The organism is Streptomyces sp. NPDC051987 (assembly GCF_040680735.1).
Classification (GTDB): domain Bacteria; phylum Actinomycetota; class Actinomycetes; order Streptomycetales; family Streptomycetaceae; genus Streptomyces.
In genome coordinates, this window is sequence record NZ_JBFAXI010000005.1 from 92,691 (window position 1) to 113,968 (window position 21,278).

The window sequence follows — 21,278 nt, forward strand, 5'->3', positions numbered from 1 at the left end:
CGCGCGCCGGCCGGTCGGCGGCCCCGGTGAACCCGCCGCTGCTGTCGGCCCCGCCAGCGGCAGCGACTGCAGCGGGCGTTCGAGGCCGGACACGGCCGCCGCGCCCATGGTGCCCGCGGGGCCGCCGCCGGCGAGGCGCGCGCTCGACTCGCCGTCCAGGACCGCGTGCGAGCGCGTGCCCATGAACGACGGGTTCTGCCAGGTCGGCAACCGGCCGCCGAACCCGGTGTCCGCGACCGGCCCGCCCGCTCCCAGCGCACGCTGGATCGGCGGCAGCCCGGACCAGGCCGCCGCCACCACGGGCCGCGACGGCTCCGCGGGAGTCGCGGGAGCCTCAGGCCCGTTGCCGTTCCGGTCACCGCTCGGGGCACCGCTCCCGTCGCCGGACCCGTCGGCCTCAGGACCCCGTCCGCGCCCCCGCATCCGATCCCACAGCCCCACCCGTCAGCCCTCCGCCCCTGCGGCGGCCGTCGCCCTGGTCACCAGGGACGCGATCTCGGCCGTGTAGCGGCGCCGGTCGGCGTGCTCCAGGTCCAGGATGTCCTCCAGGTTCCAGTGGAAGTGGTAGGCGACGTACGCGATCTCCTCGTGCAGCCGGTCGGTCGCGTACGTCACGATTCCCCCAGGCGGCTCCCGCCGAGTTCCACTTCGAAGGGTTCCGAGCAGTGCGGGCAGTTGACCGCGGCCCGGGTGTGCCCCTCGGCGTTGATCTGGCGGTAGAAGTCCTGCAGGAACGCCAGGTCGGAGGCGAACATGTTCTCCACGATCCCGTCGTGCACGAGCGGGAGCGTGCCGAGGCGGGTGATGACCCGGCCCAGCAGCACCACCGACAGGAACGCGGGGTTCTCCTGGACCCGGACGTCCCGCAGCGGGATCAGCTCGTCCCGGGCCGTCGACAGGCGCATCACGCCGTCCCGGTGGACGGTGCCCTGCTCGTCGACGTACCCGCGCGGGAGCTGGAACGGGAACTCCGTGCGCAGCACCTCGCGGGGTGTCTCCGGTTGCTGGGGGACCGGGGGCGCCGCCGCCTCCGCCGCCGCCGCGATCGGCGCGCCCACGCCCCCGGCCCTGGCAGCCGAACGCCTCATTACTCGATGACCAGTTCTTCGAACGTGATGGTCACCGTCTCGGTCAGCGCGGACGCCTCGCCCGCCTTCACCGTGCTGGTGTCGATCTTGCTGCACCAGGCGTTGCGCAGGTTGTAGCGCTTCACCGGGTTGTTCTCGAAGTCCATCATGATGATGGAGGCGTTCTTGCGGGCCGTGGCCATCTGGCCGTTGATCGACTCGTTGATCCACTGGGTGAACGACGAGGACTGGGTCATACCGCGGACGACCGTGCAGGTGCCGTTCTTCTTCACGCCCGGCAGGTTGCGGACATGGTTCTTCCCGTCCGGGGTGTTCTGCTGGTAGGTGATGACGTCCTGCTCCATCGTCATGCCGCTGACCTCGGCGAGGTACTCGACCATCACGCCGTCGATCTGCAGGCCGAAATTGTGCGATGTGAGGGCGTCACCCGGCTGGAGACTCATGTGTTACTGCCCGTTCTTCTCAAGGTGCCGTGACATCAAGGGGTGGGGAGACCCGGGGCCCGAAGACCCCGGGGTCGGCTACTCCTGCAGCTCGCCGCTGCCGCTGCTGAACTGGGCCAGCCGGAAGATCACGAACTCGGCGGGCTTGACCGGGGCGATGCCGATCTCGCAGATCACCCGGCCGACGTCGACCGACTCCGGCGGGTTGGTCTCCTCGTCGCACTTGACGTAGTACGCCTCCTCGGGCCGCTGCCCGAACAGGGCGCCGCTGCGCCACTCGTTGACCAGGAACGCGGAGATGTTGCGCCGGATACGGGCCCAGAGGTTGTGGTCGTTGGGCTCGAAGACCACCCACTGGGTGCCGATCAGGATCGACTCCTCCAGGTAGTTGAAGTACCGGCGGATGTTCAGGTAGCGCCAGGCCGGGTCGGAGGAGAGGGTGCGGGCGCCCCAGATGCGGATGCCGCGGCCGGGGAAGGCCCGGATGCAGTTCACGCCGATCGGGTTGAGCAGATCCTGCTCGCCCCGGGTGATCTGGAGCTCCAGGTCGACCGCGCCGCGGATCACCTCGTTGGCCGGGGCCTTGTGGACGCCGCGCTCGGCGTCGTTGCGGGCCCAGACGCCGGCCACGTGGCCGGACGGCGGGATCAGCCGGGACTGGCCGGAGGACGGGTCGAAGGTCTTGATCCAGGGGTAGTACAGGGCCGCGTACTTGGAGTCGTAGCCGGCGGTCTCCTGGCGCCAGACCCGGATCTGGCGGGCGTTGAGGCCCGGCGGCGGGTCGATGACCGCGACCCGGTCGCCCATCAGCTCGCAGTGCGCGATCAGACCGAGCTGGACGGCCTTGACCTGCTCCAGGTCGATCGCGCCGCGCTGGTAGGCGGCCATCAGGTCGGGGACGGCCACCATGGACACCTCGTCGACGGCCTCCAGGCCGCCGAAGCCGGTCCGGTCGGCCGAGTCGCCGAGGTACTCGGCGGGGCCGGGGTGCGAGCCGGCGTCCACGACGGGGGGCGCGGACGCCGGCGTCCGGGGCGGGGCCGCGAGGGCCACCGTCTGGTTCTCCGGACGGGCCAGCTGCGCTGCGGGCGCGGCCTCGGTCACGGTGATGAGCTTGGAGCGCTCCTTGACCTGGGTGACCACATAGTTGCGGCCGCCCTTCTTCGCGGTCACGTCGAAGGTCTCGGCGGTCTTGCCGCCGTCCTTGACGAGCAGCCGGAAGCGTTCGGCGGGGCCCTCGCCCTCCGGGTCGGCGACCTCGACGCTCAGGTCGCCGGAGGCGATGGCGCTGACCGTGAAGGTGCCGAGCTGCCGGGCCTCGCCGGGCGGCAGCGCGGCCGGGGCGGCCGAACCGGCCACCGCGGCGCGCCCGTCGGCGGAGCCCTCGGCGCCTTCGACGGAGCCGCCGACGCGGACGACGTACGCCGCCGTGCCGCCGTTGTTGAAGAAGCCGTAGACGGAGTGGGCGAGGTAGTACCCGTCGGTGAACTCGCCGAAGGACGCGACGTACTGCGTCCAGTTGGTCACCAGCGTCGGCTCGTTCAGCGGACCGGTCGGGGCCAGGCCCACGAAGGCCGCCACCGACGTGCCCACCCCCTCGATGGGGCGCGAGCCGCTGGCCACCTCCTCGACGTAGACGCCGGGCGACAGGTAGGACGGCATGCTCTGCTCTCCTCGGGGTACGAGACAGGAACGCTTCCCACCCTCACGCGCGAAGCGCGTCCGGTGAAACGTCCTGCGGTGCCTGTCCGCGGGCAACCTCGTTGCCCCCAAGGGCAGGTGAACCGTTCCCCCCGCCCCGCGGCCGGACGGTTCTGCCCCCGGGTCTGCCCCCGCGGCCCTCCCGTTCCCGCACCGGGGCGGTTAAGGCTGGGACGCCCATCGTGAGGGGAGCAGCGTGCGCGCACAGGAGTCCCAGGACCGGCAGGACCCGAAACAACGGCAGAACCGCGGTGCCCAGGCGCCTGTGGACACCACCGCGCGACGGATGCTCGCTCTCCAGCGCCGGGTGGGCAACGCGGCCCTGTCCCGGGCCTTCGAGGAGGAGCGGCACGAGCACGACGCGAACTGCGGGCACGACGGCAAGAACGCCGCCGTACAGCGTTCCTCGGTGCTCGGGGTGCTGGCCACGCCGGGCCGCCCGGTCGACCCGGCGATCCGCGGCAAGGCGGAGCGGGGTCTGAACACCGACCTCAGCGACGTGGTCATGCACACCGGACCCGAGGCGGAACGCTCGGCGGCCGAGTTCGGGGCCCGTGCGTACACCTCAGGCCGGCACATCGTCGTCGGTGCGGGCGGCGTGGACGAACACACCATGCTGCACGAGCTGGCGCACACCTGGCAGCAGCAGCGCGGCCCGGTGGAGGGCACCAGCACCGGCGGGGTGCACCTCTCCGACCCGAGCGACCGGCACGAGCAGGAGGCCGAGTCGATCGCCCGTCGGATCATGAGCGGCGGCAGCGGGCCGGCCGCGCCGCCGCAGCCCGCGGCGGCCGCCGCGCCCGCGGGCGCCGTTCCGGTGGTGGCCCGGATGCCCAGGGAGCGCGGCCGGAGCCGGCCCCCGGCGATGCGGATGCATCCCCAGGACGCCGGGCAGTTCTTCGAGTTCCTCTTCGAGGGCCACAACGAGGTCGGGCGGTACGTCCGGGCCACTTCGGGCGGCTACGAGCTCTTCGACACCGAGCGCTTCGGCCGGGTCCAGGTCCACCCGGAGAACGTCCTCGGACCTCGCGCCCGGGTGGGCGGTCTCCATCCGCCGGGCCGGGCCCGTACGGCCGAGGAGCGGCTGGAGGGCCGCAGCACGGTCTATCTGTCCGAGGCCGACGCCTCCGCGGCCCGCGCGCGGCTGCGCAAGGACCCCAGCAGGGCGGACGAGATCGGCATCACGACGTTCGAGGAACGCCCCGAGAACGAGTACCAGGAGTACGCGGGCAACAGCGAGGCCCTGCGCCGCCTCGGCGTGCCGATCCTGAACAACATGGACCTGAGCCGGCCGGACGCCGCGGACCGGCTGCGCCACGTCGACGAGGGCGCCAACCTGCACTTCCAGATGCCGCGCACGGGGCGGATGAAGGGCTACTCCACCCAGAAGCTGGTCGGCGACACCAACCGGCTCCCCCAGCGGATGAACCGCGACGACGTCTCGGTGAGCATCACGGCTCCCGACCCGCGCCAGTACAAGAAGCGCAGCACGCACGACAGCTTCTACGGCCTGGAGAACAGGAAGGCCGTGCCCCCGGGAATGCGGGTGAGGTCGGGTCCCGACCCGGAAGGGGACCTGGAGCAGTACGGCTACTCGCACCGGATCTCCGGCAAGGACAAGAGCGCCGACGTGGCCACCCGGCGCAGGACGTACTACGTGGAGGCCGACCGGCGCAGCGACAGCCCCGAGGATCGCGGTGGCACGTCGAACTACCGCGAGCGTGAGGAGGACCGCGCGTTCCGCAGGCGCTCCCGGAGTCGCCGGCGGGCGGCGAGCAGGGCTCCGAGCCTGGCTCCGAGCCGTGCGGACTCCGAGTACTACGAGGACGAGCAGCCGCGCGGCCGGCGGCACCACCGGGGCAGCCTCTACGAGGAGGACATGGCCGCCGGAGTGGCCGAGCCCGCCCGCAGCCGCAGCCGGCGGCGCCCGGCCGAGGTCGACCCGTACAGCGACGACGACCTGTACGCCCCGCCGCCGCCCCGGCAGCGCAGCCGCAGCCGGCGGCGGGTCGAGCGCAGTCGGAGCCGGGGTCCCGCCGTCCTGACCCAGGCCGACCTCGACGCCTACGTCGAGTACGGCGGTGGTGACGACTATCTGGAGGAGGAGGAGTCCCGCCCCTTGCGCGGTTCCCGTCGCGCCCGCAGCCAGAGCCGCGCCGCGCGCCACCGCAGCCGGGCGGCCTCGCGACGCCGTAACTACGAGGCCCCGCCCTCGGACTACGACGAGCCGGTGAGCAGCCAGCAGGTGTTCGCCGACGAGTACGACATTCCTCCGGCGCCGCGCCACCGGAGGCGGCGCCGGCAAGTGATCCTCGACTCGGACGACGAGAGGTGACGATGGCCCTCGGGGCAACACGGGCGTGGGCCGGGGCAACCTGGCCTGCCCCGTCGTCCACTGACCGGCCGCCGTGGTTCCCCTAGCGTTGCCGTGTGAGCCTGTGGACCTCTCTCGAACCCGCCTCCGCGACCGTCGACCCGGGGTCCTCCACCCGTGTCCGGCTGCGGCTGCGCAACACCGGTGACGTCGTCGACGAGTACCGCTTCGAACCGGTCGGCCCCATCTCCCCCTGGACGACCGTCGAACCGGCCACGCTCCGCCTCTACCCGGGCACCACCGGCACGGTCGAGCTGACCTTCGCCCCGCCCCGCACCCCCGACGCCACGGCCGGACCCAACCCGTACGCCGTCCGCATCACGCCCACCGAGCACCCCGAGGCCGTCACCGTCCCCGAGGGCAACCTCACCATCACGCCCTTCACCGAGCTGCGCGCGGAGCTGGTCCCGCCCACCGTCAAGGGCCGGTTCCGAGGACGCCCGAAGCTGGCCATCGACAACCTCGGCAACACGAAACTGACCGCCTCGGTCAGCGGCAGCGACAACGGCGACCAGCTCGCCTACGACCTGCACCCCAGCAACGTCCAGATCGAGCCGGGCCGCGCCGCCTTCGTGGACGCCACGCTGAAGCCCCGCAGGATCATCTGGTTCGGGCCGAAGGAGCAGCGGCCCTACCGGCTCACCGTGCAACGGTCGGGGGTGCAGCCGGAACCCGTCGACGGGACGTACATCCAGCGCGGCTTCCTGCCGCGGTGGCTGGCCACCCTCTTCGGCACCCTCATGGCCCTCGCCGTCGCCTTCGCCCTGATCTGGTTCAACTACAAACCCCACGTGCAGAGCCTCGCCCAGGAACAGCCCGTGGAAGCCGGGGTGAGCAGCATCGCGCCCAGCCCCTCGGCGACCCCGACCCCGCCGCCGGCGCCCACCGAGACGCCCTCCTCGGCGCCCGCGGCGAACACCGGGAACGGCAACGGCAACGGGGGTGGCGGCGGGGGCGGCGGAGGTGGCGCGACGGCCACCGTGACCGCCAAGCCCAAGCAGGACACCGCGGCGACCGCGGTCAACCGCCTCGCCGCCGACGACCCGGCCGGACGGCACATCTGCTACCGCTCCTACGTGCAGGGCACCGGCTGGCAGAAGCCCGTCTGCGACGGCACCATGTCCGGCACCGTCGGCAAGAACCTGCCGATCAAGGCCATCAACCTCGCGGTGTACGGGGTCCAGGGCTCCGCCGCCAACTGGTTCCACTACGACCCGAACTCCACCAACGGCCAGGGCGCGTGGTACCCGAACTGGACGGCGATCATCGCCGACGGCAAGGACAACTACATCGGCAGCACCAAGGCGTCCGACCCCTACATCGAGGGCTTCGCCTTCAACGTCGGCAACGGCAAGGGCTGCAACTACGCGAAGGTCCGCGACCACGACTGGGGCGACCAGTGGTGCCAGGGTCCCCGCAGCGACAACAACGCGCTCACGTTCGTCGGCACCCTCGACAACACGCTCTGGCTCGAAGCCTTCAAGCTGACGGTGACGCCGTGACCCTGTGGACCTCGCTGGAACCGGCGTCCGCGACGGTGGACCCGGGTTCATCGACCCGTGTGCGCCTGCGGCTGCGCAACACCGGAGACGTCGTCGACGAGTACCGCTTCGAACCGGTCGGGCCCATCGCCCCCTGGACGACGGTCGAACCCCGGACTCTCCGCCTGTACCCGGGCACCACCGGCAGCGTCGAACTGACCTTCGCACCGCCCCGCACCCCCGACGCCACCGCCGGACCCAACCCCTACGCCGTCCGCATCACCCCCACCGAACACCCCGAGGCCGTCACCGTCCCCGAGGGCAACCTCACCATCACCCCCTTCACCGAGCTCCGGGCCGAACTCGTCCCGCCCACGGTCAAGGGCCGCTTCCGAGGCCGCCCCAAACTCGCCGTCGACAACCTCGGCAACACCAGGCTCACCGCCTCCGTCAGCGGCAGCGACAACGGCGACCAGCTCGCCTACGACCTGCACCCCAGCAACGTCCAGATCGAACCCGGCCGCGCCGCCTTCATCGACGCCACCCTCAAACCCCGCAAGATCATCTGGTTCGGCCCCAAGGAACAGCGGCCCTACGCGCTCGTCGTCCAGCGGTCCGGAGTCAGTCCACAGCCTGTGGACGGAACCTACGTCCAGCGCGGTTTCCTGCCCCGCTGGCTGGCCACCCTCTTCGGCACCCTGCTGGCCCTCGCCGTCGCCTTCGCCATGCTCTGGTTCACCTACAAACCACAGGTCAAGAGCCTCGCCCAGGAACAGGTCCAGGAGGCGGGCGTCAGCAGCATCGCGCCCAGCCCCTCGGCCAGTGCCCCGCTGGTGGCCGCCCCCGCGCCCACGCCGTCAACGGTCGCGCAGCAACCGGAGAACGACGCCCCCGCCTTGCCGGACACCCGGTCGGGCGGCGGAGGCGGCCAGGACCAGGCCGCACCCAAGCCGAAGAAGACCGCGAAACCGGTCGTACCGGCCACGAACATCCTGCTGCGCAACACGACGACGAAGAAGTGCGCGGACCTCCCCGGCTACGGCGACGGCACCAGCAACGGCCCGGTGCGCGAGTACACCTGCGACGAGACCACCGCCGACAATCAGCTGTGGAACCTGGAGGTCAGGTACCCGAAGGGCGGCCCCGGTTCGGCCGCGCTGTTCCAGATCCGCAACGTCAAGGACCAGCTCTGCATGGACCTGCCCGACTACGGTTCGGCCAAGCTGACCTCGCCGATCACCGAGTACAAGTGCGACGGCACGAAGGCCGACAACCAGCTGTGGTGGATCGACAAGCAGCCCGGCGGCGCCTACTGGATCCGCAACTTCGCCAGCGACAACCTCTGCCTGGACGTCGCGGGCTTCAGCACCGGCGGCAACGACACCAATCTGACCCTGTACTACTGCTCCCGCACGGACGACCAGGAATGGCTGATCGTCCACCCGTCCGCGGCCTGAGCGCCTGCGCCCCGTAAGGGGCGCGAGGAACTGCGCGACCAGCCGCGACGCCGCCGCAGCCGGCCGACGACGCTCACCCCCACGTGCCCGGCACCAACCGCCCCGCCTTGCGGTACTCGCGCCGCGCCCCTTCGAGCAGGTCCGCCGCGCCGACGGGTTCGCCCCGGCCTGCCGCGAGGTACGCCGCGGTCACCACCGCACTCCGGATGGAACCACCGGCCAGCTCGAACTCGGCTGCCAGTGCACGCAGTTCGATCTCGTCCTCGCTCGGCACGTGCAGCAGGCCGTGCCGCCACAGGGCCAGCCGCTGCTGCTCGTCCGGGAACGGGAAGTCGATCACCAGGTCGAGGCGGCGGGTGAAGGCCTCGTCGATGTTGGCGCGCAGGTTGGTGGTGAGCAGCGCGATGCCGTCGAAGGCCTCCAGGCGCTGGAGGAGGTAGGCCGACTCCAGGTTCGCGTACCGGTCGTGCGCGTCCTTGACCTCGGAGCGCTTGCCGAAGACGGCGTCGGCCTCGTCGAAGAGCAGCACGGCGTCGGTGCGGTCGGCCTCGGTGAAGATGCGTTCGAGGTTCTTCTCGGTCTCGCCGACGTACTTGTCGACGACGGAGGAGAGCTGCACGACGTAGAGGTCCAGGCCCAGTTCGGCGGCCACCACCTCGGCGGACATGGTCTTGCCGGTGCCGGACTCGCCGGCGAACAGGCCGAGCACCCCGCGTCCCCGCCCGCCGCCCGCGCTCAGCCGCCAGTCGCCGAGCACCCGGTCGCGGTGCCGGGCGCGCAGCGCGAGTTCGCGCAGTTCCGTGAGCGGCCGTTCGGGCAGCACCAGGTCCCGCCAGTCGACCGCGGGCCGGATCCGGCGGGCGTGCTGCTCCAGGCCGGAGGCGGACTGCTGGCGGGCGCCCAGCCGCAGGTGGGCGGCGGTCAGCGGGGTGCCGTCGAAGGCGGCGAGGGCCTGCGCTGCGCGGGCCGCCCGGGTGAGGCGGTCGCCGCCGAGGTGGTACGGGGCGACGGTGGCCGCGAGATCGAAGCCCGGGTCGCCGGGCAGCACGGCCGCCCAGGCGTCCACGGCGGCGGCGCGCCGGGAGGGCACCTCCAGGACCAGCGGGTCGCGGTGGTCGCACCACTCGGGGTCGTAGGGGCGGGCGGTGGCGACCAGCACGGTGACGTCCGCGGCCGTGGTGCTCAGGGCCCGCAGCAGGGGGCCCGGCCGGTCGCTGCCCACGAGCACCGCACGGTCGCTCAGGCGGGCCTCCCGCAGCAGCTCCGGGATCTGCTCCTCCGACCCGGTGTAGTGCAGCGCCTCCCGCCCCGCGAGCCGCAGCGCGGCCGTGGCCGAACCGAGGGCCTCGCCCTCGCGCCGCTCCCGGAGGAAGGCGAGGAGCGGCCCGGCGGTGATCCGCTCGGCCAGCCGGCGCACGAACTCCGGGTCGGCGGGTTCGCTGTCGTACGCCGGCTCACGCAGGCATCCGGTCAGCGCCGGGTCCGGGGTGGGGTCGCCGAGGAGGTGCGCCAGGACCCGGTCGGGTACGCGCAACGAGCGGCTGAGGAAGGGGCGTTCGGGCTCCTCGACGGTGAGCAGGCCGAGCGCGCAGAGCGGAGCCGTGGGGTGGAAGCGGGCGCGGGCCGCCGCCAGGTGGGCGGGGGCGCCGTACAGGTCGAGGGCGAGGCCGACGGTGGCGCGGCGGCGGCCGACGTCGTCGTTGAGGTAGCCGTACAGCGGCTCGAAGGTGCGGTCCAGGTCGGGGGCGAGGGCGATGAGGAGGACGGTGGTGTCGAGGTGGGTGAGGCGCAGCCGGGCCCCGAGGTCGGCGAGCGGGTCGGAGAACCCCTCGGCGAGGCCGGGGAGTTCGGCCGGTTCGGCGGGCGGGAGCAGCAGGTGCCGCACCGCTTCTTCGGAGAGGTAGAGGCCGCGCAGCGGGTCGGTGGCGGTCGGGTCGTCGACCGAGCGGTGGGCGACGAGGGCGGCGGCCCGGTCGCGCAGCGCGGAGAGCCGCAGGAGGAGCGCGGCGGCCGGCTCCAGGGAGACGTCCAGGGTCACGCCCGGTTCCTCCGGGCGGCCGCGGCCTCGGCGACCTGGTGGGGCCGGTGGGCCCGCTCCTCCAGCACCGGCTCGGTGCCGTCCGCCCCGGCGCGTACCCGCACGGCGGCGCCCTCGGTGACCGGCGGACCGGCGTCGTACTCGGGGTAGGCCGGGAAGGGTGCCGTGATCACCACGTCCAGGGACGGCTTGAGCTCGCCGCCGAGCGCCGACCAGATCTCGGCGAGGGAGCGGGCCTCGGACTGGATGCCCGCGCACGAGAGCGGGATCGTCAGGCCCAACGCGCCAAGGGAGCCGGGAAGTTCGGACGGATGGATCAGCTCGCGCGGGATCAGGGTGGCGAGCACGGCGCTGATCAGCCGGTGCTCGTCCTCGGGCCGCTTGGTCCACGCCGTCACCAGGTACGACAGCCGGAACCAGCGGGGCGGCTGGCGGCGCTTGACCACGACGTCCCGGTCGTCGCGGACGTCGACGTGCCCGCGCTGGCGCCGGTGCACGTCCTCCCGGATGTCGTACAGGTAGCTGTTGATCACCGGGCCGTTGCGGCGGGCCGACCAGTCGCGGGTCGGGGCGTCGAAGGAGACCTCGATGCCGGAACCCTCCAGCGCGCCGCCGGTCAGCAGGTTCCGCAGCACCTGGTCCACCTCGTGGATCACGCCCGACTCACCACCCCATGGGCCGCAGCGGCCCCCTCGTCACTCCGTTCCATCCTGCCCCTGGTCCCGGCCGCCCCCGCAGGAACGGCGGGGCAGACCGGCCTGCCCCGGAACCGGTGTCCGCTGCCCGATCGGTCAGATGTAGCCTTCCCGGAGGGCATGGGCGACGGCGTGGGCCCGGTTGCGCAGATGCAGTCGGGTGGTCAGCCCGTGCATGACGTTCTTGACGGTGCGCTCGGAGTAGGACAGCTTGCTGGCGATCTCACCGGTGTCGAACCCCTCGGCCACCAGCCGCAGCACGTCCACCTCGCGGGCGGACAGCCCGGCTGCCGGGGCGCCCGGCCGGCCCGCGGCGCTGCGGTGCAGGGTGCCGACCTGGTTGATGAGCCGGCCGAGCAGGTCGGCCGGCAGGTCGCCGTCTCCCCGGGCGGCCGCCAGCACCGCCTGCACGAGCCGGATCTCGGTGGCCTCGTGGCGCCACACGATGGCGCCGACCCCGCACTCGATCACATCGAGCAGCTCGGTCTCGCGCAGCGTTCCCACCACGAGCACGGCCCGCGCCCCCTCGCTGCGCACCACCCGGCGCAGCCGGGTCAGTTCGGGTGCGTCGAGGCTGTCGCTGATGAGCAGCGCCACCGTGCCGGGCCCGGTCTCGGACTCCTCGCGCACCTCGACCTCCGGGTGGCGCCGGAGCTGGCTGAGCGCGCCCTCGCGGGAGATCGGGTCCGGTGCGTACACCACCACGGGCGTGCGGCCGACCGACGCGAATGAGCTGTTGCTGACCAACCGCTTCCCCTATGTCCACGTGTCCGTCACCTCTGAGGGAACAGTGACGGGCGTTAGGACACCAGCCTGCTGTGGCCGAAGGGGCAGGGACAATCGTGGAGGACCACGAGATGAACCACGAGATGTTCGGGCCGACGGGCCGGGGGTGCGTCGGGGGTGCCTGGGGCCCGGGGGGCGAGTGCGGGTGCGTGGTGGCTGGTCGCGCAGTTCCCCGCGCCCCTTCGAGGTGGGACCGGTGGACCCACTGTCCTGGGGGCGCGGGGAACTGCGCGATCAATCCCCACCGGCCCGCAGCCGCACCACGGCCCCAGACACCCCCACATCCACAGCCCCGCGTCAAATGTGCCACCCACGCAACAAAACCGCCGCACCCCCGCCACCCCACAACCTCTCCCACCCGCACCCCCTCTAACCCCCCGAACGCACCAGCGCACCGCGAGGAGCCAGGCATGACCCGTCCGTCCCCTGAACTCGCCGCCGCCCTCGACCTGCTGGCCGAGGAAGCCGAGCGCACGCGAACCGGTGGCGGCCGGCTCGTGCTGCTGCGGGGCGCCACCGGAACCGGCCGCACCACCGTCCTGGAGGCCACCGCCGAGCAGGCGGCCGCCCTCGGCCTGAAGGTCCTGCGCGCACGGTGCTCACCCGGCGACGCCGCCATCTCCTTCGCGACGGTTCTACAACTCCTCGGCCCGGTGCCGGAGTTCGCCGACCTCGCGGTGGACGGCGACGAGCGGTCCACCGCCGCCGGGCTCTGGCGGCTGCTGCGCGCGTACGCCGAGGACTCCCCCCTCCTCGTCGTCGTGGACGACGTGCACCTGGCCGACGCCCCCTCGCGCCGCTGGCTCGTGGAGTCGGCCCGGCACATAGACCGCTTACCGATCCTCCTCGTCGTCAGCGAACGCAGCCAGTACGACCTCGATCCGCCCGCCCCCGGCTTCGCCCACACCCTCCCGCCCGCGCTGGTGCGCACCCACACCCTCGCTCCGCTCGCCCCGGCGGCCGCCGCCGACCGGGTGCGCGCCCGGTTCCCCGACGCGTCCCGGCCCTGGGTCGACGCCTGTGTCCGGGCGGCGGCCGGCAGCCCGCTGCTGCTCGGCGCCCTCCTCGACGACCTCGACGCGAGCCGCCGTCCGGACGTGCCCGAGACGACCGCCGCCCTCTACCCGGGCGCCTACCCGGCCGCCGTCCAGTGGTGGCTGGACAGCGCGGGACCGGCCACCACCGAGGTCGCCCGCGCCCTCGCCGTGCTGGAGGAGGACCCCGTCGCCGGTCTGCCGGAGAGCGAGATCACCCCGCTCCTCGCCGCACTCGCCGACGCCGACCCCGTCCGGGTGGCCGGCTGGCTCACCGCCATGACCAACCTCGGCCTGCTCACCCTGGGCGCCGACGGCCACCCCCACTTCCCGCACCCGCTGCTGCGCGACGCGATCCTCACCGGCGTCCCCGCCGCCCGCCGCCGCCGCACCCACCGGGTGATCGCCGAGGCGATGCTGCACCAGGACGCCCCCGTCGAGGCCGTGGCCCGCCAACTGCTCGTCTCCGGACCGGTGGACGCCCCCTGGGCGCTGCCCGTGCTCCAGGACGCGGCCGCCGTCGCCCTCTCCGAGGACCGCGCCGAGGACGCCGTCGGCTATCTGCGCCGCGCCCTGGAGGAACCCCTCCCCGCCGACCGCCGGCAGCGGCTGCTGACCGAGCTGGGCTCCCTGGAGTACGCGGCGCCCCGCTCGACGGCGGCGATCCCGCGGCTGGCCGAGGCGGTCCGGATGCCGGCCGCCCCGCAGGACCGGGTGCGCGCGGCCGTCGCCCTGGGCACCGCGCTGACCGGCCGGGGCCGTACCCGCAAGGCCGTCGAACTGCTGCGCTCCGTGCACGGCGAGCTGGACGGCCACCCCGACCTGGTCCGCACCCTGCACACCGCCTCGGTGCTCCTGTCCGACCAGGACCAGGAGGTGCGGCAGGAGGTCTACCGGCGGCTGTCCGAGACCGCCGACCGCTCCCCGGAGCTGGTCGGCACGGCGGGGCAGGCCCTGCTGGTGCGGCACGCGGCCTCCGCGGGCCTGACCTCGGCCCAGGACGCCATGCGGCGGCTGCGCGCCCTGCTCGCCGAACCGGCCGACCCGCTGACCGAGCCGTTCCTCGTCGGCACGGCCGCCACGGTCGCCCAGTGGGCCGACGAACTCGACGAGGCGGACCGGCTGGTGGACCGGGGTCTGGCCGGGCAGCGCCCCGACCTGCTGCACCCCATGCACCAGGCGTTACTCAACAGTCGCACGGACATCGCGGCGGCCCGCGCCGACTACGCGCGGCTGGCCGCCGTGCCCGCGACGGTCGCGCCGACCAACGCCCACGCGCAGGCCCTCATCGCCCTCGTGGAGACGGGCCGTGCCGCGCAGGCCGAGCGTCTCGTCGCCGGGATCGACCTGCGGGAGGCACCGGACTCCTGGGAGCTGAACCGGTTCCTGTACGCGCGGGGCGTGGTGCGGGCCGCCGCCGGTGACCCGGCCGCCGCGCTGCACGACTTCCTGGAGTGCGGCCGCCGCCAGACGGCCCGGGACGTGATCAGCCCGGTGGTCACCCCCTGGCGGACGGCCGCCGCCGAGTGCCGGCTGGCCCTGGACCGCCCGCTGGAGGCCATCGCCCTGGCCGAGGAGGAGCTGGGGCTGGCCCGGGTCTGGGGCACCCCGCGCACGGTCGGCCGGGCACTGCGCGTCCTCGGCACGGCGACCGGCGGCCGCCGCGGCCTGGAGCTCACCGAGGAGGCCGTACGGCTGCTGCGGGGCGGCGGCCCGGCCGGGACCGAGCCGGCGCTGGCCCTGCTGGCGCTGGGCCGCGGGCTGACCGCCGCGGGCGAGGCGGCCCGCGCCCGTGACTGCCTGCGGGAGGCCGCCGAGCACGCCGAACGGCTGGGCGCGGTCCGGGTGCTGGAGCTGGCCGAGGGGGTGCTGCGCCAGGGCGGCGCCCGCTCCGCCAGGCGCCGCACCGGCGCCGCGTCGCTCACCGGCAGCGAGCGGCGGATCGCCGAACTGGCCGCCGAGGGCCGCACGAACGGGGAGATCGCGGCCCTGCTCCATCTGGCCCGGCGCACCGTGGAGACCCATCTCACGCACACCTACCGCAAGCTGGGCATCCGCCGCCGCACCGACCTGCGTCCGGCCCTGGACCGGTCGGCGTCCCCGCCCGCGGCGCAGTAGCGCAGTTCGGCGCAGTAGCGCAGTTCAGGGGGCGAGCCAGTGGGCCGCCGCCGCGAGCAGTGCCCGTACCCCGGTCTCGATGGTCGGGTCGGGGACGGGGGCGAAGCGCGGGGAGTGGTTGGCGGGGATCTGCGGGGGGATGCCGTCGCGGATCAGGGCCTCCAGGTCGACGCCCTCGTAGAGCTTGTGGTCGGCGCCGCCGAAGAACCAGAAGACCGAGGGCACCCCCAGCGCCGTGCCGAAGGCCCCGAAGTCCTCGCTGTTGGGCACCGGCGAGGTCAGCTCGAAGGTCATGCCGGGGAGTTCGGCGGCCAGCGCGGCCTGGACGGCTTCGGTCGCCGCGGGGTCGTTGCGGGTGACCGGGAAGGAGTCGATGACCACGATCTCCGGTTCCCTGGGGGCGGCGGAGGCGGCGGCCTCGGCCCGTATGATCCGCTCGACCGCCGTCAGCACCCGCTCCCGGACGGCCGCCGTGGCGGACCGCACGTTGATCTTCAGCTCGACGGTGTCCGGGATGATGTTCTCCTTGGTCCCGCCGTGGATCGAGCCGACCGTGACGACGGCCTGCTGCCCCGCGGCCACCTCCCGGGAGACCACGGTCTGCAGCCGCAGCACCACGGCCGCGGCCAGCACCACCGGGTCGACGGTGGCCTCCGGCGTGGAGCCGTGCCCGCCGCGCCCGAACAGCGTGACCCGCATGCTGTCCGCGCCCGCCATCAGCGCCCCCGCCCGGGTCCCGACCAGCCCGGCGGGGGCCGCCGCCACGTGCTGGGCCAGGCACACGTCGGGCCGCGGGAACCGCTCGGCGAACCCGTCCGCGAGCATCTTCGGCGACCCGCCCACCTCCTCGGCGGGCTGGAACACGGCGACCACGGTGCCACGCCAGGCGTCCCGCGCGGCCGCCAGCTGCCCGGTGGCCCCCAGCAGACAGGTGACGTGCACGTCGTGCCCGCAGGCGTGCATCACCCCGTCGGTCCGCGAGGCGTAGGGCAGCCCGGTCTCCTCCTGCACCGGCAGCGCGTCCATGTCGGCCCGCACCAGCACGACCGGCCCGTCCCCGTTGGCCAGCACCCCGACCACCCCGGTGCCGCCGACCCCCTCGGTGACCTCCCAGCCCTGCTCGCGCAGGCGCGCCGCGACGACGCCCGCGGTCCGCTCCTCGGCGAAGGACAGCTCCGGGTGCGCGTGCAGGTCCTCGTACAGGTCCCGCAGCTCGGGGAGCCTGTCGCTCAGGCCGGTCACGAGGGGGCTGGTGGTCATGAGGTCGTCTCCCGGGGTGGGTGTGTCGCGTGGCCGCCGATGTCCACGATCAGGATCGGCCTCGTGCCCGGAGTACGGAAGCAAACGCCGGAAAACGGCGGTGGCGGTCAGTCGTCGGTGGTCGGGCGGGTGCGGCCCGGTTCCGGCAGCTCGCCCAGCTTCAGGCGGGCGTGCAGGACGTCGCCGATGAACAGGTCGTAGATCAGCACCCCGATCACGCCGCCGATCAGCGGTCCGACGATCGGGATCCAGAAGTAGTTGCTGAACCACGCCCCGCTCCCCGGGAACGCGTAGCTCTTCCACCCGGCGAACCAGGTGAGCAGCCGCGGCCCGAAGTCACGGGCCGGGTTGATGGCGTAGCCCGCGTTCGCGCCGTACGACATGCCGATCGCGGCGACGGCGAGGCCGATGACGAACGGCCCCAGGTTGGCCCCCACGGCCGTGTTGCGCAGGTCGATGACCGCGACGACGAACATGACGAGGAAGGCCGTGCCGACGATCTGGTCGATCAGCGGCCCCCAGTTCCCGCCGTGGAAGTACGGCGCCGGGAAGGTGGCGAAGATCGAGAAGGTGGCCTCGGTGTGACCGCCCACCTTGGGAGGTTTCGCAACGGCGTCGAAGGCGTTGATCGCGTCGCGGTAGACGAGATAGACCAGCGCCGCTCCGGCGAGGGCGCCCAGCACCTGCGACATCCAGTAGGGCAGCACCTTCACCCACGGGAACCTGCGGCGCACGGCGAACGCCAGCGTCACCGCCGGGTTCAGATGGGCGCCGCTGACACCGCCGGCCACATAGATGCCGAAGGTCACGGCGAGGCCCCAGCCCCAGGCGATCAGGAGCCAGTCACCGGCGGCGAGGAAGATGGTCGTGGGCGTCTCGGCGCGCCCGGACCCGGGCAGCGCCGCGACGGCCATCGCCACGACACCGCACCCGAAGGAAATGAGGACGAACGTCCCCAGGAACTCTGCCAGGCACTCACCGAGCAGGCCTCCACGTTTTCTGAGCTTGGAGGGCTTGAGGAGAGGAGTTATTTCCACAGCCATCGCTGGCCCCCTTAGCCGTCCCTGGCTCCCTGTGCGGAGCAATCAGGCGAACACCATTTTGTCCCATACATGATGTTCGCGCAGATCGACCCTTTCATCCGGACCGGTACGGGGGCGGCGCGGCCGTGCCGCCTCAGCTCTCCAGGTCGTCGGCGTAGTGCCGGAACCCGTGCCGGTCGCTGTGCATCGCCCACAGCGTGTCGGCGAGCACGGCGGGGTCCTTGCGGGGGTGCCCCGCCACGATGGCCCCCGGCACGACCAGCTGCGCCACGTGGATGCCCTCCGCCGCGAGCCGGTCGTGCAGCAGGTGCCCGTACGCGCTCTCGGCGGCGAAGGCGATGGAGGTCCCGGCCCGGTCGGGGTGCGGGATGACGGCGGTGCCGCCGTTGACGAAGAGGATCGTCCCCCGCCCCAGCTCGCGCATCCCGGGCAGCACCTGCTGCACCGCGGCGACCGGCCCGTACACCGAGAACTCGACCGGCCCGACCAGGTCCGCGTGGGTGGTGTCCAGGACCGGCAGCATGAAGTCCCGGTGCGGCACGGGGCTGTACTGCAGGACCTCGACGGTCCCGAGCTCCTCCGCGGCCCGCGCCAGCGCCCCCGCCAACGCCAGGGGATCCCGGACGTCGGCCGGGTAACCGCGGGCGCGCACCCCTTCCGCGGCGAGCTCCCCGGCCAGCGCCGCGAGCCGCTCCCCGTCCCGCGCCACGAGCGCGACCGCGTACCCCTCCCGCCCGAACCGCCGGGCGACGGCGGCGCCCAGTCCGGGCCCGGCCCCCACGATGGCAACACTGCTCACGACGACTCCCGACGACCGACCCGACACGGCATGCCTGCCCCTACGTCCGTACCGCGCGTCCCGTGACTTCACACGTCCCCGTCGGCTCCGTCCTGGCACCATGGCGGGATGGAACGTGTACTCGGCATCGGCGGCTACTTCCTGCGGTCCGCGGACCCGGCGGCCCTGAGCGCGTGGTACCGGGACTGTCTGGGCCTGGACGCCGACGACCACGGCCTGTGGCAGCCGGCGGCCGGGCCGACGGTCTTCGCGGCCTTCGAGTCCGGCACCGACTACTTCGGCTCCCGCACCCAGCAGACCATGCTCAACTTCCGCGTCCGCGACCTGGACGCGATGCTCGCCCAGCTGCGCGCCAAGGGCGCGGACGTCGCCGAGGAGACCCAGGACATGGCGGGCGTCGGCCGCTTCGGCTGGGTCACCGACCCCGACGGCAACCGCGTCGAACTGTGGCAGCCGGCCTGACGGCCCCCGGGCGCCGCGCGACGCCGGTTCCCGAGCGGGAGCCCGGCGGCCGGCCCTGGTCCGGCGGCGGGGCGGGAGCCCGGCGGCCTGGCCCTAGTCCGGCGGCGGGCCGCCCTCGATCAGGCGTTCCGCGATGTCGTCTGCCCAGGACTGGGCCCAGCGGCGCAGCGCGGTGACGGCCTCGTCGTCCAGGCCGCAGGCGGCGAACTCCCGGTCGTCCATCCAGTCCGTGCCGGTCAGGCGGGACTGCAGGTCGGTGAGGTCGAAGGTGTCACGGGCGTGCCGACGGCCGAGGTCCTCCAGGTCGGGGAGGGTCCAGCGGTCCGCGGCGGCGTGCACGACCAGGAGGTCGCGGGGCAGGCCGCGGTCGGCCAGCGCCCAGACCCGCATGCCGACCACGTCGTCCGGGGCCAGGGCCGGGCCCAGTCCGGTCGGGACCGGCGGGTGCCACAGGGCCTCCTTGAGGAGGGTGACCTCGGCGTCCTCCTGACTGACCGGGTCGGTGACGACAAGGCGCGCGGAGAGCGGGTCCGTCTCACGGACGACGACGCGCCAGCCCCGTTCCCGCAGGCCGGCCGCGACCGACTCGGCGATCGCCGGGAGCGGCTCCGGGCTCTGCGTGGCCGCGTCCACGGTCCGGCCCGGACGGTCGAACAGGCCGTGCGCCTGGGCCGCGTAGTCGCCGGTCAGCGCCAGCGGGTACCCGGCCCCGACGGACAGCAGATCGGGCAGCAGGCGGCGGTGCAGGGGGGTGACGTTCACGCGGCGGCCGCCGTGGGGGGTGCCATGCGGCGATTATCGCCGGTCGCGGCCGCACGGCACGGATCGGCCCGCGGTCACCGGCCGACCGGGCCGATGTACGTGCCCGGGTGGGTGGCGCCGTCCTGGAGCACCACGGGGCCGCCGTGCCAGGTCAGGTCGAACGACGTGCGCTGGTTCGGCGCGGTGACGACGACCGTGGTGGGGGTGAACGTGGTGGTGTCGCCCTGCGCCGGCACGAGGAAGGTGATCGGGAACTCGGCGGAGGCGCCGTTCGCCAGGGTGACCCGCCGCGGGGTGTCGTTCGTGCGGCTGAGCGACCACTTCTGACCGCCGTTGACCAGGTCGACACCCGGGAAGCCGTACATCGTGCAGGAGTGGCCGCTCTTGTTGGTGAACGCCACGACCGCGTGCTTCTGCTGACCGGTGCCGCTGCCCGAGTCGGCCCAGGAGTAGCCGAGCTGCGCGGCCTGGCAGGCGGGCACCGAGCCGGTGGCGGAGGAACCGCCGGAAGAACCGCCGGAGGAGCTGCCCCCGGAGGCGGACGAACCGCCGGTGCCGGACGCACCCGAGCCGGTCCCGCCGCCGGTCCCGGTGCCCGAGGAGCCGCTGCCGGAGGAACCGCTGCCCGAGCCGCCCGTCGAGGCGGCGGACGTCGTGGAGTCGCCGGCGGCCGGGGCCGCCGTACCGCCCGCGGCGCTGACGGAGCCGCTCGCGGTGCCGTTGCACGCGGTCAGCAGGGCCAGCAGCGCGGCGGCTCCGGTCACGGCGGCGGTCCGGCGGACGTGCGTGCGGCGGTTGCGAAGCTTCGGCATGGGATCCCCCAACGGTGGTGATCGATCTCCCCGGCCTTCTGCCGGACACCCCTTTCGATGCGGCCCCCGGCAGGGGAGTTCGGAGATCGCCGTCACGGACCCGTCGTGGTCGTGTCACACGCGCCGTTACAGAAGCGGCCGTTCACGCCATCCAGAAGAACACCGCCGTCATCCGCTTCTCCGCCAGCGTCTTCCCGGTGTAACCGGTCGCGCTGTGCACGAGGTTGGCGTTGTAGAGGAGCAGCCGGTTGTACTTGTGCGGGACCCGGACGTCCTCCTCGAAGTGGTCGCCGGGGACGTACCGCGTGCCGAGCGCCTCGACCAGGTTGTTGTGCGGGGCCTGCACGATGTTGCCGCCGAGCCGGCCGCCGGGCAGCGACTGCCGGTAGAACGCGGTGCCGCAGTCCTTGGCCACCCCGGGGTTGAGGTACAGCACCGCCGCGTACCGGCACAGCGCCCGCGAGTCGGTGTGCGGACGCGGCTCGCTCTCGCCCTCGCCGACCACCTGCACGCAGTTGTGGTTGAGCGTGCCCCCGCCGGGCGCCTGCTGCACCCACAGCCGCGCGGCCCCGGTGGCCGTCCGCACCAGCTCCTCGACCACGGCGAGTTCGCCGGGTTCCAGACCGGGCATGGTGCGCAGGCCGGGCCAGGTCTCCGAGGTGTACGGGTAGCCCTGGACCCAGTCGTCCTTGGTCAGGCACCGCTCCCGTACGGCGTCCACGTCCGGCAGGACGTCGTCGAACACCCAGTAGTCGCGGCCCCTGGTGGGCTTGCGGTAGGGCAGGACGGGAAGCGCGGCGGGGCCCCGCGGGACCGTTCGGTCGGGCAGCCGGGGGACTCGGGGGGAGGAGTGTGGGGGCATGCGGCGAAGCCTGCCCGCGACTTTGTCATGCCCACTCAGATCGGGGGAAATCATCACCCTCTC

Annotated in this window: 18 protein-coding genes; 5 read left to right on the top strand and 13 right to left on the bottom strand. The window is 73.5% G+C overall.

Translation table 11 applies throughout. The features are described from left to right. Positions 1–444: 444 nt before the first annotated feature. The 4 genes from AB0M11_RS04335 to AB0M11_RS04350 form a co-directional block, all read right to left on the bottom strand. Positions 445–615 (bottom strand): DUF6760 family protein, encoded by a 171-nt coding sequence (locus AB0M11_RS04335; RefSeq protein ID WP_361297466.1) that lies wholly within the window; start codon positions 613–615, stop codon positions 445–447. Next, complete coding sequence (locus AB0M11_RS04340; protein ID WP_365701174.1) at positions 612–1,088, bottom strand: hypothetical protein; 477 nt, start codon at positions 1,086–1,088, stop codon at positions 612–614. Before AB0M11_RS04340 ends, AB0M11_RS04335 begins: the two co-directional genes overlap by 4 nt. Continuing rightward, entirely contained in the window at positions 1,088–1,531 is a 444-nt protein-coding gene (locus AB0M11_RS04345) for a phage tail protein (protein ID WP_217545812.1), read from the bottom strand. Before AB0M11_RS04345 ends, AB0M11_RS04340 begins: the two co-directional genes overlap by 1 nt. Positions 1,532–1,609: 78 nt before the next feature. Next, positions 1,610–3,193 carry a phage tail sheath subtilisin-like domain-containing protein gene (locus AB0M11_RS04350; RefSeq protein ID WP_365701176.1) on the bottom strand — a complete coding sequence of 528 codons (1,584 nt, stop codon included), beginning with the start codon at positions 3,191–3,193 and terminating at the stop codon, positions 1,610–1,612. Positions 3,194–3,428: 235 nt separating this feature from the next. Here AB0M11_RS04350 and AB0M11_RS04355 point away from each other — a divergent pair, with 235 nt between their 5' ends. The 3 genes from AB0M11_RS04355 to AB0M11_RS04365 all read left to right on the top strand — a co-directional run bounded on the left by AB0M11_RS04355 (position 3,429) and on the right by AB0M11_RS04365 (position 8,544). Beyond that, positions 3,429–5,567: a DUF4157 domain-containing protein gene (locus tag AB0M11_RS04355; protein WP_365701179.1), complete on the top strand. Its 2,139-nt coding sequence runs from the start codon at positions 3,429–3,431 to the stop codon at positions 5,565–5,567. 95 nt (positions 5,568–5,662) lie between these two features. Beyond that, positions 5,663–7,108, top strand: a complete 1,446-nt coding sequence (locus tag AB0M11_RS04360) for a hydrolase (RefSeq protein ID WP_365701181.1) — start codon at positions 5,663–5,665, stop codon at positions 7,106–7,108. Further along, positions 7,105–8,544, top strand: a complete 1,440-nt coding sequence (locus AB0M11_RS04365; RefSeq protein WP_365701183.1) for an RICIN domain-containing protein — start codon at positions 7,105–7,107, stop codon at positions 8,542–8,544. The genes AB0M11_RS04360 and AB0M11_RS04365 overlap by 4 nt, the downstream gene beginning before the upstream one ends. A 73-nt stretch (positions 8,545–8,617) precedes the next feature. On the opposite strand, the gene AB0M11_RS04370 is transcribed toward AB0M11_RS04365, so the two are convergent. From AB0M11_RS04370 to AB0M11_RS04380, 3 genes are all read right to left on the bottom strand, one after another. Then, positions 8,618–10,582, bottom strand: a complete 1,965-nt coding sequence (locus AB0M11_RS04370) for an ATP-binding protein (protein ID WP_365701185.1) — start codon at positions 10,580–10,582, stop codon at positions 8,618–8,620. Then, complete coding sequence (locus tag AB0M11_RS04375) at positions 10,579–11,238, bottom strand: DUF4255 domain-containing protein (protein ID WP_365701187.1); 660 nt, start codon at positions 11,236–11,238, stop codon at positions 10,579–10,581. Before AB0M11_RS04375 ends, AB0M11_RS04370 begins: the two co-directional genes overlap by 4 nt. Positions 11,239–11,373: 135 nt before the next feature. Continuing rightward, complete coding sequence (locus AB0M11_RS04380) at positions 11,374–12,024, bottom strand: response regulator transcription factor (protein ID WP_365701189.1); 651 nt, start codon at positions 12,022–12,024, stop codon at positions 11,374–11,376. Positions 12,025–12,473: 449 nt separating this feature from the next. On the opposite strand from AB0M11_RS04380, the gene AB0M11_RS04385 reads away from it, so the two are divergent. Further along, positions 12,474–15,215, top strand: a complete 2,742-nt coding sequence (locus tag AB0M11_RS04385) for an AAA family ATPase (protein ID WP_365701191.1) — start codon at positions 12,474–12,476, stop codon at positions 15,213–15,215. A 24-nt stretch (positions 15,216–15,239) separates the two neighbouring features. On the opposite strand, the gene AB0M11_RS04390 is transcribed toward AB0M11_RS04385, so the two are convergent. From AB0M11_RS04390 to AB0M11_RS04400, 3 genes are all read right to left on the bottom strand, one after another. Then, positions 15,240–16,475: an amidohydrolase gene (locus AB0M11_RS04390; RefSeq protein ID WP_365701194.1), complete on the bottom strand. Its 1,236-nt coding sequence runs from the start codon at positions 16,473–16,475 to the stop codon at positions 15,240–15,242. A 107-nt stretch (positions 16,476–16,582) separates the two neighbouring features. After that, positions 16,583–17,518: an MIP/aquaporin family protein gene (locus AB0M11_RS04395; protein ID WP_365701196.1), complete on the bottom strand. Its 936-nt coding sequence runs from the start codon at positions 17,516–17,518 to the stop codon at positions 16,583–16,585. Positions 17,519–17,651: 133 nt separating this feature from the next. Then, complete coding sequence (locus AB0M11_RS04400; protein WP_365701198.1) at positions 17,652–18,317, bottom strand: SDR family NAD(P)-dependent oxidoreductase; 666 nt, start codon at positions 18,315–18,317, stop codon at positions 17,652–17,654. 108 nt (positions 18,318–18,425) lie between these two features. Here AB0M11_RS04400 and AB0M11_RS04405 point away from each other — a divergent pair, with 108 nt between their 5' ends. Beyond that, positions 18,426–18,779 (top strand): VOC family protein, encoded by a 354-nt coding sequence (locus tag AB0M11_RS04405; protein WP_365701200.1) that lies wholly within the window; start codon positions 18,426–18,428, stop codon positions 18,777–18,779. Between the two features lie 93 nt (positions 18,780–18,872). Here AB0M11_RS04405 and AB0M11_RS04410 read toward each other — a convergent pair whose 3' ends face one another. The 3 genes from AB0M11_RS04410 to AB0M11_RS04420 all read right to left on the bottom strand — a co-directional run bounded on the left by AB0M11_RS04410 (position 18,873) and on the right by AB0M11_RS04420 (position 21,215). After that, entirely contained in the window at positions 18,873–19,541 is a 669-nt protein-coding gene (locus AB0M11_RS04410; RefSeq protein WP_365701202.1) for a hypothetical protein, read from the bottom strand. A gap of 74 nt (positions 19,542–19,615) precedes the next feature. After that, positions 19,616–20,353, bottom strand: coding sequence for a DUF4232 domain-containing protein (locus tag AB0M11_RS04415; protein ID WP_365701204.1), 738 nt, complete (start codon positions 20,351–20,353; stop codon positions 19,616–19,618). Positions 20,354–20,495: 142 nt separating this feature from the next. Further along, positions 20,496–21,215 (bottom strand): DUF6445 family protein, encoded by a 720-nt coding sequence (locus tag AB0M11_RS04420; RefSeq protein WP_365701206.1) that lies wholly within the window; start codon positions 21,213–21,215, stop codon positions 20,496–20,498. Positions 21,216–21,278 lie beyond the last annotated feature (63 nt).

Excerpts from the sequence above, each read along its gene's own strand:
- AB0M11_RS04385 (WP_365701191.1), top strand. The coding sequence starts at position 12,474 with ATGACCCGTCCGTCCCCTGAACTCGCCGCCGCCCTCGACCTGCTGGCC.
- AB0M11_RS04390 (WP_365701194.1), bottom strand. The coding sequence starts at position 16,475 with ATGACCACCAGCCCCCTCGTGACCGGCCTGAGCGACAGGCTCCCCGAG.
- AB0M11_RS04405 (WP_365701200.1), top strand. The coding sequence starts at position 18,426 with ATGGAACGTGTACTCGGCATCGGCGGCTACTTCCTGCGGTCCGCGGAC.
- AB0M11_RS04340 (WP_365701174.1), bottom strand. The coding sequence starts at position 1,088 with ATGAGGCGTTCGGCTGCCAGGGCCGGGGGCGTGGGCGCGCCGATCGCG.
- AB0M11_RS04420 (WP_365701206.1), bottom strand. The coding sequence starts at position 21,215 with ATGCCCCCACACTCCTCCCCCCGAGTCCCCCGGCTGCCCGACCGAACG.
- AB0M11_RS04345 (WP_217545812.1), bottom strand. The coding sequence starts at position 1,531 with ATGAGTCTCCAGCCGGGTGACGCCCTCACATCGCACAATTTCGGCCTG.
- AB0M11_RS04415 (WP_365701204.1), bottom strand. The coding sequence starts at position 20,353 with ATGCCGAAGCTTCGCAACCGCCGCACGCACGTCCGCCGGACCGCCGCC.
- AB0M11_RS04350 (WP_365701176.1), bottom strand. The coding sequence starts at position 3,193 with ATGCCGTCCTACCTGTCGCCCGGCGTCTACGTCGAGGAGGTGGCCAGC.
- AB0M11_RS04395 (WP_365701196.1), bottom strand. The coding sequence starts at position 17,518 with ATGGCTGTGGAAATAACTCCTCTCCTCAAGCCCTCCAAGCTCAGAAAA.